Origin of the sequence: Stenomitos frigidus ULC18 (genome assembly GCF_003003795.1) — a bacterium.
GTDB lineage: Bacteria > Cyanobacteriota > Cyanobacteriia > Leptolyngbyales > Leptolyngbyaceae > Stenomitos > Stenomitos frigidus_A.
Genome location: NZ_PVWK01000163.1, coordinates 1 through 11,853, shown reverse-complemented (window position 1 = coordinate 11,853; position 11,853 = coordinate 1). Strand labels below are relative to the sequence as shown.

Annotated in this window: 12 protein-coding genes and 1 pseudogene; 6 read left to right on the top strand and 7 right to left on the bottom strand. The window is 51.6% G+C overall.

The window, feature by feature from the left end; translation table 11 throughout:
• A partial coding sequence (locus C7B82_RS33470; protein ID WP_219904778.1) for a hypothetical protein occupies positions 1-200 on the top strand: 200 nt, incomplete at its 5' end.
• Positions 201-423: 223 nt separating this feature from the next.
• Positions 424-771, top strand: a complete 348-nt coding sequence (locus tag C7B82_RS30995) for a LexA family protein (protein ID WP_106261185.1) — start codon at positions 424-426, stop codon at positions 769-771.
• A gap of 126 nt (positions 772-897) precedes the next feature.
• Here C7B82_RS30995 and C7B82_RS30990 read toward each other — a convergent pair whose 3' ends face one another.
• On the bottom strand, positions 898-1,398 hold the full coding sequence (locus tag C7B82_RS30990) for a 3'-5' exonuclease (protein WP_106261184.1): 501 nt from the start codon (positions 1,396-1,398) through the stop codon (positions 898-900).
• A 340-nt stretch (positions 1,399-1,738) separates the two neighbouring features.
• On the opposite strand from C7B82_RS30990, the gene C7B82_RS30985 reads away from it, so the two are divergent.
• The 4 genes from C7B82_RS30985 to C7B82_RS31765 all read left to right on the top strand — a co-directional run bounded on the left by C7B82_RS30985 (position 1,739) and on the right by C7B82_RS31765 (position 4,664).
• The gene (locus C7B82_RS30985; RefSeq protein WP_106261182.1) at positions 1,739-2,383 is read left to right on the top strand and encodes an AAA family ATPase; all 645 of its coding nucleotides are present in this window, start codon (positions 1,739-1,741) and stop codon (positions 2,381-2,383) included.
• Between the two features lie 28 nt (positions 2,384-2,411).
• On the top strand, positions 2,412-3,311 hold the full coding sequence (locus C7B82_RS30980; protein WP_106261188.1) for a ParB/RepB/Spo0J family partition protein: 900 nt from the start codon (positions 2,412-2,414) through the stop codon (positions 3,309-3,311).
• A 35-nt stretch (positions 3,312-3,346) separates the two neighbouring features.
• Positions 3,347-4,414, top strand: coding sequence for a PDDEXK nuclease domain-containing protein (locus tag C7B82_RS30975; RefSeq protein WP_106261181.1), 1,068 nt, complete (start codon positions 3,347-3,349; stop codon positions 4,412-4,414).
• Positions 4,415-4,511: 97 nt separating this feature from the next.
• Positions 4,512-4,664: a hypothetical protein gene (locus C7B82_RS31765; protein WP_181357809.1), complete on the top strand. Its 153-nt coding sequence runs from the start codon at positions 4,512-4,514 to the stop codon at positions 4,662-4,664.
• Positions 4,665-5,178: 514 nt separating this feature from the next.
• Here C7B82_RS31765 and C7B82_RS30965 read toward each other — a convergent pair.
• The 6 genes and pseudogenes from C7B82_RS30965 to C7B82_RS30940 form a co-directional block, all read right to left on the bottom strand.
• The gene (locus C7B82_RS30965; protein WP_106261178.1) at positions 5,179-6,156 is read right to left on the bottom strand and encodes a GNAT family N-acetyltransferase; all 978 of its coding nucleotides are present in this window, start codon (positions 6,154-6,156) and stop codon (positions 5,179-5,181) included.
• Positions 6,157-6,345: 189 nt separating this feature from the next.
• Positions 6,346-7,008 (bottom strand): tyrosine-type recombinase/integrase, encoded by a 663-nt coding sequence (locus C7B82_RS30960; protein WP_106261176.1) that lies wholly within the window; start codon positions 7,006-7,008, stop codon positions 6,346-6,348.
• A 985-nt stretch (positions 7,009-7,993) separates the two neighbouring features.
• Positions 7,994-10,261: a serine/threonine-protein kinase gene (locus tag C7B82_RS33465; RefSeq protein WP_219904777.1), complete on the bottom strand. Its 2,268-nt coding sequence runs from the start codon at positions 10,259-10,261 to the stop codon at positions 7,994-7,996.
• Positions 10,262-10,275: 14 nt separating this feature from the next.
• Positions 10,276-10,323: pseudogene (locus tag C7B82_RS34885) on the bottom strand (hypothetical protein); the annotation flags it as partial.
• 360 nt (positions 10,324-10,683) lie between these two features.
• Positions 10,684-11,280, bottom strand: a complete 597-nt coding sequence (locus C7B82_RS30945; protein ID WP_106261175.1) for a recombinase family protein — start codon at positions 11,278-11,280, stop codon at positions 10,684-10,686.
• Positions 11,281-11,453: 173 nt separating this feature from the next.
• Positions 11,454-11,765, bottom strand: coding sequence for an ISAs1 family transposase (locus tag C7B82_RS30940; RefSeq protein ID WP_181357808.1), 312 nt, complete (start codon positions 11,763-11,765; stop codon positions 11,454-11,456).
• Positions 11,766-11,853: the final 88 nt, after the last annotated feature.

Below are 11,853 nucleotides of genomic sequence, written 5' to 3'. Positions count from 1 at the left end.
TCGTTTCACTCATGACAACTTCTGCTGACAGCAGAGGTAAAGGGGTCTGCGTCTTTATTTTTGTCAAAAGTCCAATAGATGATGCGGATACCAATGCGTCATCCAACATGCGACTTAGAAGCATGGTGGAACTTGGCATCAGTTTAGATGCAGTACCGGGAGTCCCTCGGAAACTGGGTGAAAGTACGCCCTTGGAGTGATCACTGGCGTTGGCTGGTGAGCCGGGGAACCCTCAGTCTTCGATTGAGAGGAGGGGAGCATGAGTAATCAACTCCCGGAATCTGCGTCCATACCCGTAGGATTGGGCGTAGAGGATGTCAATGAACCGAACGGTCAGTGAGATCGCGCATCATGGAGCTGAACGTGAGTCCTCAAGTTACCCATCGTTTCTCAAAACCCTCATTTTCATAGTTGTCTTCTCCCATGTCTTTCCCCGCCCCCTCTGATCATTCGGTTGATGCTAGCCTCGACCTGAATCAACTGGTCAAAAATCACCCTGCCACATTCTTCTTCAGGGTCAGTGGTGATGACATGGCAGGGGATTGTATTCACTCCAGCGACCTGTTGCTTGTGGATCGATCGCTCGACCCGGTGCAGGGGTGTCTAGTTGTGGCAGCAATGGATGGCGAACTGGTCGTCAGAAGAGTGCATCAGGTAGACGGACATTTCAAACTCAGACAACCTGGAACCGAGTCGGATCACTCCGGAGACTTTGAGGTTTGGGGCGTAATAACCACTGTGATCCACTCCGTTGTCGGTGGCTTGCTCTGAACCGCAACCTTGTTCGTTTGGTGCAAGGTATGCGTTTTACGTTGGCGCAAAGGGTCTGCCGTTGCCTCTATCGTTAGACAGAGCTGGCTCACGCTCAAGCCTGCTTGGAAGCAGCAAACGAGCGTTTCAATGCTGCCTCAGTGACTGGTTAGCTGCTAGGACAATCCGGGCACAGGCTTCCGCATCTGACAAGGCTTGATGGTGCTCTAACTGAAGACCCAGGTAATCACAAACATTTGGCAGTTTAGTGGGGCGAAGGTTCCAGGTCTTGCGAGCAAGTTGCACTGTACAAACAAAGGGTTGTGACGGTCGGGGAATGCTATACAGATCGCAGCAAGCGTGTAAAACCCCTTTGTCAAAAGCGGCATTGTGGGCAGCTAGAAAAGCAGCCTCACGTAGGATTGGCTGGATCGAAGCCCACCGTTCATCAAAGCCAGGTTGATCTGCCACATCCTGCCACCGAATACCGTGGATGTGGGTAAACCGGAAGTGCATACGCGGTGGACGAATCAAGTAATGCACCCGTTGCACAATGCGATCGTCTTCGACTCGGATTAAGCCAACAGAGCAGGCACTATCGCGCCCGTGATCAGCGGTCTTAAAATCTAAGGCAACAAAGGTAGTCATGAGCAATGATCAAACACAAGCCGTCACAGCGATGAGTGTCTTCACTATCATGCCTAAACGCGGCTAGAGTTTGCAGCGGCAGTCAGGTTTAATCTGCCCACTCCGGCACTTGCTGATCATGAGACAACGAGTGAAGTATTGTCAGGCAATAGTCTTGGCAGACTGACACAGATCTGCCACTGCTGAGATCAAAATAGGGGTCTTGTTTACAGCCAGGTTATTGTGTTGTACAGCGGTCGTTTGAAGCTTCAGATGATGGTTTTAAGGCAATTTTACCGAGGGGAAACGGTTCCCTTCAGCTCTTATGGCATAAACTTATGCTGTTGTTCTCGATTGCTTCATGCCTACAATTGCCGTCGTTAATCAGAAAGGGGGAGCAGGAAAGTCCACGATTGCGGTCCATCTTGCTCGTTGGTTGCAGCGGCAGAAGAAAGCAATCCTCTTTGTGGATGCGGACGGACAGAGAACCTCCTCAATTTGGTTGGAGTCTCTAGAAGAAGAGATCCCTTTCCAAGTCTTACAGAATCCTGACGAACTTCTAGACCAGTTGCCTAGACTTGCGAAGGCGTATGAATGGCTATTGGTGGATGGACCCGCAACACTCAGTGAAACGACTAGAGCACTTCTGCTATGGGCTGACTTAGCCTTAATCCCTTGCCAGCCAGCAGGTGTTGATTTAGCGAGTGCTTCCGATACAGTGCGACTGGTTCGGCAAGCACAGGCAATTCGGGGTGGCTTACCGAAAACGGCTCTGTTCCTCAATAAAGCGATTAAGGGAACCAAGCTGAAGGATGAAGCCTTTGCAGTTTTGCAGCAGGTTCAGGATGTTGAGATGTTAGATACAATCATCCACCAGCGTCAGATTATTACAGATTCTTTTGGTCAAGGAGCCACCGTCTTTGATTTAACTGGAACGCCAGCAGGAACAGCACGACGTGAGTTAGATAGCCTCTTCAAGCAAGCGATGGAGGTCTTAAATGGCTAGAGAGCGCAAAAGTCTTAGCGATGCTGTGATGAAACGTTTCGTAGCTGATCCCAGTAGCATTCAACCCGATCAGCCCTCTACGACTATTCCTCTTGGTTCGATTAAGCTACCAACAAAGCGACAGCCCCGCCGTTACTTTGATCCTGAGAGAATGACGCAGCTCGTAACATCTATTAGAGAGCATGGTGTTCTAGAACCAGTTTTGGTTCGTCCTTTAGGAAACGGTCATTATGAACTCATTGCGGGAGAGCGCCGGTTACGAGCAGCTCAAGAAGTTGGGCTGGCTCAAATCCCGATCGTGGCACGAGAATTCTCTGACCAGGAAGCCCTTCAAGTGGCGTTGATGGAAAATCTTCAGCGGGACGACCTTAACCCGATCGAGGAAACTGAGGCAGTCTTAGAACTACTGGCAATTGCACTCAACGCGAGTACCGAGGAGGTAAAGTCAGTGATCTACCAAGCAGCAAACGCAAAAAATCGAGGGCAAGCGTTGAAGGAGAACGTTTCCCTTCAACTAGAAACGATTGAGTCCTGTCTAGCAGCATTGGGACGCTTTAATCTTGAATCCCTGCGTAGTAGCCGTTTGCCCCTACTAAACCTTCCATCTCACATCCTGGAGGCTTTACGAGAAGGGCGACTGGAGTATACCAAAGCACGTACGATCGCTCGTGTGAAAGACGAGCAGCAGCGGGATGATTTACTCAAGCAGGCAATCACCCAGAATCTTTCTCTGAACGAGATCAAGGCACGGGTCAAAGAAGCAAAACCAGATACCGATCCAGAAGCGACGCCGGAGCAGGTATTGGTCGGTCGTATGACAGAAATCACCAGGCGGTTGAAGAAGAGTAAAGCTTGGACCGAGCACGAGAAGCACGATCGGATTACCAAGTTACTTGATGAGCTAGAGCGTCTGACTGGCGAGGGTTAGGAGGAAATTTCAACCGCTATTAACAAGATTTGATTATGCCGAAGCAGGCTTCTCTTTTTCCTGACAACTACGATGACTTTTTCCGCAACCTGAAAGAGCGCATTCGTTCGACTCAAGTAAAAGCGGCTCTGGCGGTCAACCAAGAATTGGTACTGCTCTATTGGCAGATTGGGCGGGAGATTCTGCAACGACAGCAGGAGGAAGGATGGGGCGCAAAAGTCATTGAGCGTCTTGCCAGGGATCTGAGGCTGGAGTTCCCTGACATGACTGGATTTTCACGCACCAACCTCCTTTATATGAGAGCGTTTGCGGAAGCGTATTCAGACGAGCAATTTGTCCACCAGCTTGGTGGACAAATTCCCTGGAAGCATAACTGTGTCCTTATAGATAAGGTGAAAGTCCCAGAACAGCGCCTTTGGTACATCCAAAAGACCATCGAGAATGGTTGGAGTCGCAATGTCTTAGTTCACCAGATTGATACCGATCTGTATAGCCGTCAAGGTGGCGCACTAACGAATTTTCAGACAGTGCTTCCGGCTCCTCAGTCTGACCTTGCCCAAAGCTTACTCAAATCAGAATACAACCTTGAGTTTCTTGATCTGCGTGAAAAAGCCCTTGAACGTGACTTAGAACGTGCCTTGCTCGACCATATGCAGAAGTTTCTGCTGGAACTGGGTGTCGGCTTTGCGTTTGTAGGCAGTCAATATCGGCTTGCTGTTGAGGGAGACGAGTTTTTCGTTGATCTACTCTTTTACCACCTCGCCCTAAGTTGTTTTGTGGTGATCGAGTTAAAAACGACTGACTTTAAGCCTGAGTATTCGGGACAGATCAACTTCTATGTCAATGTCATTGACGATAAGTTACGTCGCCCGACTGATAATCCAACGATCGGCATTGTCCTTTGCCGCTCCAAGAAAAAGGCTGTTGTTGAGTACGCACTTCGGGGTATGAGCCAACCGATCAGTGTCTCTACCTATCGCACCACGGCTGCACTACCTGAAGAGTTCAAGGCGAAGCTGCCTTCGATTGAGGACTTACAACATGAGATTGAGGCTGTGGCTGCTGTAGTCGAGGGGTTCGATCGAGATGCTGGCTCCGAGTAAATCCAGAAAGCAAGGATGGCAAGCAGTGAATGAGCACATTCTAAAGTTGATCGTTTCGGTGACTTGGAACTTTACGCGAACTGGAGAACCGAAATTTATGCTTTATACCCTCGAAGGTCTATCCAATATTTTGGCAGCAGAGTACCAAACACCATTGCCAGATGAAAAGTTGCTCACAGCAGAGTTGGAACGGACACGCAAAGCGATCGAGAATCGGCTTACCTCTCCAACAGACTTATTCGATGAGTAGAGCCGAGCAAGGTTAACCACAACACCAAGCATTTTTGAGGCAGTTTATCAGTCTGCCTAGTCCTAGCTAGCGAGAAATTCCGAATAAGCCTCAAAGGATCCAATCCCTTTTCAAAACGAGGCTTAAGCTGACAGTGTCAGAGATGTGCCAGTTGCACCTGTCAATTAAACGGTGGCAAAAGAGAGATTGAGAAGGGCGATCGCGCTCTAACGACAGCACCAGACTTCTAGAGTCTCAAAACTTGTCTCAGAATCAAAGTCTCAAAACTGTCCTGTGCCAACGCCTTTTGAGACTTGCCTCAGCCTGCTGAAGAGGCATCCTGACGGTCAAACTACACTGCTGTCAGCAACCTTCGGCAAAGCATTCGGGCTGCTGCACTCGGGTTGTTTGCTCGTGCGTTTCCATTACAAGCAAACACCGCCTGACAGTGTGGCATGAATTACCCCTTGAGCTTCAAGACTGAAGCTCAAGGGATAAAGACGACTGGTGAGAGCCGTGATCGAGGGCATTGAGTTTAGCCAGGCAGTGTTTTGCAGTAGGCAATGCTGGTGAACAACTGGCGGAAGCCCACAGACTCATAGAGTCGTAAGGCACCGGAGGGATTTTCGGCATCGACGCCTAACAACGCCGTAGCCACCCCTTTTGCCTTTAAGTGTTGCAGGCCCGTTAACAACATGGCCCGACCTAAGCCTTGTTGCCGAAACCCACGCCGAGTACCCAAGTCAGCAATCCAACCTTCATGGCGTCCCGTGCGCCGGTTGTCTTGACTGTAGATAGAGCCCAGGCAAAACGCCGCAAACGTGCCCTCTGGGTCCAGCGCCACCAGATCTAAACCCGGTTCATAGTCAGGATCCGTCAGCCAATGCTGGCGCTGTTCAACCGTGAGCGGGTGAAAGTTCCAGTGGTCAATGAAGGTTTGATTGAACATCGCCACCCAAGCTTCGACCTGGTTCGGTTGCAGCGACTGCACGCGATAACCTGGTGGTAGTTGCGGTGTCGGGATCGCCGTTGCTAATGGGCGCGCCATCCGGTAGAAGTAGCGCACGCTGCTGAAGCCGTGCGCTGCCAGCAAGGCAAGCCGGTCTGCCTGGTGCTCGCGGGCACCAGCCCGTAGATTGAGCGGTAAGCCACTGGCTTGGTCCTTTTCCCGCAACCGGTCTTCCGCCCAAGCCAGAATCTGGTCTTCGATCCCCTGGCTTCTCACGTCCGGACGCACCTTAAAGCCTAGAAAACCATCTTGAGTCTCACTAGAAGGTGGCATCCAGAGGCTACCATAGCCGACTAAGTGCCCTTGGCTATTCACCCACAACTGTAGATCGCGGGTAAGGTCAAACTCTGGGTCGGCGAAGTCCTGCCGCAGTTCTTCGACGGAGGTGCCTTGGTCTAAATGGTCAAAGGCCTCGCAGGCGTTAATCAAAGCGGCGATCGCTTGTAAGTCCGTTGCATCGGCATAGGAGCGAGCGGTAGGGCTTTGTTTGGTGAGTGCTAGCATCGGCACCTCTGAAATTGTTGGGAACATCTAACCAGCTACACCAGGCAAGCCGCCCATTTCGTACAAACTGAAGTATGTTTGTAGTATGTCTCATTGAAGCCACTACCAACTTCGGACTCACAACCAAACGTCTGTCTTCTGCCCAGGCGATGGTTAAGGGGCAGGTTCAGTCAAGAGCGGCAATGTCACTCACAATTCCAACTCATAGATGGCCGCAATTTCATTGGACTGAATCCCCAGATACGCTAGCGTTTGCTGCTGTGTTGCATGACCAAACGCTTCCATCAAGAGGGGAATGGCGGTGCCGCGCTCTAGGCGCTGCCAGTCGCCCCAAGTCTTCCGCAGTGTGTGGCTACCATAGTTGCCCTTCAAGCCCACCTCCTGGCACCACGTCTTCACTCGTGTACTCATGGTTTCCACCGTGAGACAGCCTCGTTGCCCGGTGAAAAGATAAGCGTCCGCTTGCAGGTCACTGGACTGCAACCAGGTTTGGATTGCTGCCACCGCTGTCGCATTCAGCGTCACCGGACGATACTTATGCGTTTTGCGCTGCTTCAGGTCGAGCACATCCCCGGCCTTCAGATTCTTCACCTGCCCCACCTTCAGCGACAGCAGTTCATTGGCGCGATAGGCCGTGTTAATCCCTAGCGTGAATAAACACAGATCACGGGGCCAGTCGCCCAAAATTTTCTTAATGCGGTGGATCGCCTTCTTATCCCGAATCGGCTCCACCTTAATCGTTGATCCGGCAGCGGGTTCTGGGGGTAGTGGAACCGTGAACCGACTTAAGGCCGTGTAGAGATCGGCAGGCAACGAGATCTGTGGGCAAAGCGTACCTAAACCTGTTGCCATCCAAGCAACTTTGGCAATCGGGTAACCAGGGGATTTTCTCCCCCAGTCCCCACAGCACCCCGCATGCGCCTCCGCACGGGGCGCGTCCGCAGAAAGATTTAGACGGTTCAACTCCGAAGCATTGATGCCCAAGGCTGGTTGTGCAATGAAGCGCCGACGCTTTAGCTCCCCCGTTCGGGTTCATCGCTTGGTCGAGCTTTGCCACGCCTCCCTGCTTTCTGAAGTGCAGCCCTTCACCCTGTCTCACCCATTACGATCAGCGTTTGGCTACTATGGCTTCGGCTGACTTCTGCCCAATCACCCTTGGTGTTACCACCAAGCGCGCTGCCAAGCTGCCGTAGGGTTCTGTGGCTCCCTCGCCGTTTCCCACCAGACCGCAATCAGACTCCCATAGCTTTAAGACCGCCGTTTGAGCAGATCTCCCCAGATAAGACCGTGAACTGTCCCTGCACAACTGCGCCCTTGACTGTGTTCCCTGAACCAAAAGGCTTTGTGATGTTGTGCTCACTCGCCACAGGAATTTCAGCCTTCGATGACGTTTCTGTCCGTCAGCTCGCAGGTTTGCCGCTGGCTTCCTTCAGACCCTTCCTCGCGGAAACGCCCTTGCCTTAAGCTAGTCGTTGTCGTCACTCGGATCGATAAAAGTGATCATTTGGACGTTGGTTCTCCGACAGGGGACTTTCACCCCATGAGTTCACGCCCATGCTGGGCGTACACAGGTTTAGGCAACACGAAAGCGGTTGCTAAGCGGTGCTTGTACTTTCATTGCCTAAACAACCGTTTGTGCAAGCTTGGTTGGAAATAAGGATCACTGCTGCTGCAGCTTCGGCATGGCAAAGTGATAGGGGCGATGTAGCGTAGCATTAGCGTTAAAGGCAGGCGCACAGCCTTAAGTCGGTTCACGATTCCACTACCCCCAGAACCCAATTTTAGCTGCAAAGGAGCCTTGATGGGGTTGAGTTTAACTCAAGGCCTATATCGAAACTCAATGCCCTGAGTTAAGTTGATCCAGCGACCAGAGTCTGATTTTGCCATCGAAACCCCCAGTTGCCAGTGTCTTGCCATCGGGGCTGTAAACGATCGCCAACTCACGCTCAAAGTTGAAACCAGGCAAAGCCTTGACTAACTCTGTATCCGTCAGGGTTCGCTGTAAGTCGCCTGTAGCTAATGTCCAAAGACTGAACTTGCTCCGCACAAGGGTGCCGTCTTCACTCTCGGCCTGAGCACTCGCACTCGCGAACGTTTTACCATCCGGGCTAATGGTGACGGCAGTGACTGGACTTGCTTGCTGGATGGTGCGCCTTAAAGACTTTGCTGCAGCATTCCAAACCTGGATTTCCCACCGTTGTGAATCTTGTCGGAGGCTGCAAACGACAGTTTGCCCATCTGGGCTAATATCTAGCGCGGTCAAATAGCGAAAAGTTGCATTTTCGGCTATGTGCAGTGTGTGCAGGAGTTGACCAGTGGGCCAGTGCCAGAGTTCGATCGTGCCAGGACGATAGCCCGATCGCCACACCGCTAAGGTTTTTCCATCAGCGCTAAAGGTAAGACGTTGAACGTTAGCATCACTGCTGGGTAGCGTTTGTAGCAAATTACCCGTTGGTAAATCCCAAATCTTGAAAGCATCAGGTGCACTGGTAGCAACCAGTCTGCCCTCGCGACTGAAGTAACTTAGATAGCCTTGATTGGCGCTCAGCTCAGTTTTCGTCGCTAGAGAAGAGTCTGCCTCCAGTGGCCAAAATTGCACCTGGGCCACCGTCTTCCCATCCAACAAGTACCCGTCCCAAGTACCGCTGAAGCCTTGACCAACCACCGTGCGGTTATCAGCACTGATGGCAACTGATGACACGGGATACCGTGTCGTCTGCGTCTGGCGCACAGTGCCTGTGCTCAAGTCCCAGATTTTCACATGGCTGTCGTGGTTTTGCTGCACTGAGTAGGGAGCGCCACCAGAGAAGAGGTTTGTGGCACGACCATCATCTCCCCCGCTGACCAGCGTGCGACCATCGGGACTAAACGCCAGAGACAGCACATGGTCTGCAGCCGAGAGGGTTTGCAAAGGCTGCACAGCGTTCTTCAAAGCGGGGCTTGGCTCTGCAACTTGTGGTGGCGTTGCTTGCTCAGTACGGAAGTCCGGGAAGGGGGATGGGATGCTTTTCAATCGCAAAAGCTGGTGAAACAGACCGATGCTGAAAAGGAAAAGGCTCGTGCCGATCACGAGCGCCTTAAGGGGACTGATGGAACGCGATTGTTCTCCCTCGGACTGGGTCGAGGCAAGTTCAGAATGATTAGCCTGGGCAAGTTCGCCTCCTGGTTCAAACTTCAAATCCAGACTTGCTGGATGGAGGCGATCGGAAACGTTGGTGTTTCGTGACTGGGAAGCAACCGTTGCCGTTTGCCTTTGTCGATTGTTCCGAGCGGCAACATCTGATTCGGTCGTCCCGTTGAGATCGACCAACACTTCGTCAACTGTTTGATAGCGTTGCTTCGTGGCCTCCTGCAGCAATTTGTCTAAAACGCTGGCTAAAGCCTCACTCACTGGAGGCTTAACGACCGCTCTCCAGACCCATTTGCCCTCGCTACTGTCATACAGATCGAAAGGGGACAGCTGGGTCAGTAGGTGAATGCAGGTTGCGCCTAAACTATAAAGATCGCTGGCAAACGTTGCTTTGCCTCGCGCTTGTTCGGGAGCTGTAAATTCAGCGCTGCCAATCACTGTCCCCGTCTGGGCTAATGCCGTACCGGTAGCATACTTGGCTGCACCCAAATCTACCAGGAACAGTTTGTGGTTGACGCTGCTACGAATGATATTGGCTGGTTTCAGGTCGCGGTGAATCACATGATGCTGATGGATGAACTTCAAGATCGGGAGCAACGCGTTCAGCAAGGCTCGAATGTCTATCTCACTAAAAGGGCCGCCATCAGCCAAGGCTTGTTGCAGATTGCACCCTTCAATAAACTCCTGAATCAAATACTGCTGTCCCTCCTGTTCGACATAGTCCAACAGGTCGGGAATCTGAGGCTGCTTGCCGAGTTCGCGCAGTCGCTCTGCCTCTTGGCGAAACAATACCGATGCCTTCTGGAGATTGTGGGTGCCCTGTTGCTGCGGCAAGTATTGTTTGATCACACAGCGAGGTTTCAGCGGTAGCGAGTCATCCACAGCTAGAAACGTACGCCCAAAGCCACCCTGACCAAGCGGGCTATGGCTCGGTAGCGCTGTTGCAGTCGCAGGGTAAAGCCACAGGTTTGACATGCTTCAGCAGACGAATTAGCGTTGTTTGGCTGCGTGCAGGCTGGATTGAGACAGTAACTCATATAAACTTTGGGGGAACAGATGAGAATAGATTCGCGAGTGAAGGTAGCTTTTACGCTAAAGCAGAAAAGTTTGCTGCACTAGCAGTGTGTCTCCCTAGGCTTGAGTTTATCCACAGCTATTTTCATTAGGGAGCGGGTCGATTGAGTTTCAGAGGTTGTCTGAGAAGTGTACTAAACGCGGCGGCAAAGCATAGTAGGGGTTGAGCCGAGATAGAGGCAAAAAGGTGCCAGTACAAATTTCACTTGCTCTTCTTTTGATCATTGGACAGTTTTTGGACTGTGCGATTCGTTCATTTGCAATGAGTAGCGATACTGGGGGTTGAGTAGCAACGGATGTCGTTGGCGAATGTGCTACAAACGCTACATCTGCTCCTCAACCTCCTGCTTTAGCAAACTAGCGCCATCAGCGTTGGGATTGATGTAACGGTAGTAAGTCGGACGACTAATATCCAAATGCTCGCAGATTGACGAGACACTCCGTTTCGGGTCTGCTGCCAGCGATCGCCCCATGGCAATTTGCTGTGGTGTCAACTTCTGCTGTCGCCCTCCTTTGCGTCCCCTTGCTCTTGCCGCCTGTAACCCAGCCTGAGTGCGCTCCCGCATCAGGTTGCGTTCAAACTCCGCCAAGGCTCCGAACATGTGGAAAATCAACTTCCCCCCACTGCTGGTTGTATCAATGTTTTCCTGCAGTGAGCGAAACCCAATGGCGCGCGGCTCCAAGCTCTCGACCAGAGTCATCAAGTCTTTGAGCGATCGCCCCAAGCGATCAAGTCGCCAGACGACGATGGTGTCTCCTTTCCTAGCAAACTCAAAAGCTTCTTTCAAACCAGGGCGATCGGCTTTTGCCCCACTCAGCTTGTCCGAAAAGATTTTTTCACATCCTGCGGCTTGCAGAGCATCATGTTGCAATGCCAGATTTTGGTCGCCGGTCGAGACCCGTTCGTACCCAATGAGCATAGGAAGAATTCTAATATACTGCCATTGTCTCAGAACTCATCGAAACTGAGTGCTTTTGATACATAGATTCATTGACGAGTTGATTTACATTCTGAGCAACCGGAAAGCAAGCTTTTGCGTCGTTTTGGAAAAGAGGCAAAAAGTGTCAATCAAACGACAGGGCAAACGCATACTCAAGTAGCCAGAATGCGTGAGAGATAGCAATTGTCCCAACCCGCCTTCAGCCGTTTAGCCTTAATGTCTCCTTTGGCTGAGCGCTCTTGGCGCAAGAGATTGAGCGCCAGATGCCGGATGAGGGCAAGATTTTCGAGGGCATGGTCTTTGCGAATCCGAGAGTCATCTTCCTTAAAGGCTACATCCAATACCCAATGCACCTGGTTTTCAATGCCCCAATGACTGCGAACGGCTTGAGCAAGACGTTCAACCTGCCCCTCCAGACTGACTAGAGAGTAGCGTTGCTCAATTGTGGGTGCTTTTCCCGGCAATCGTCGTTCCGGGCACTGGTTCCGCTGAGTGAGGAGGCATAAAGTCCTGATATTGCTATCTTACAGGGAGACAGCCGTCTGCCAACCT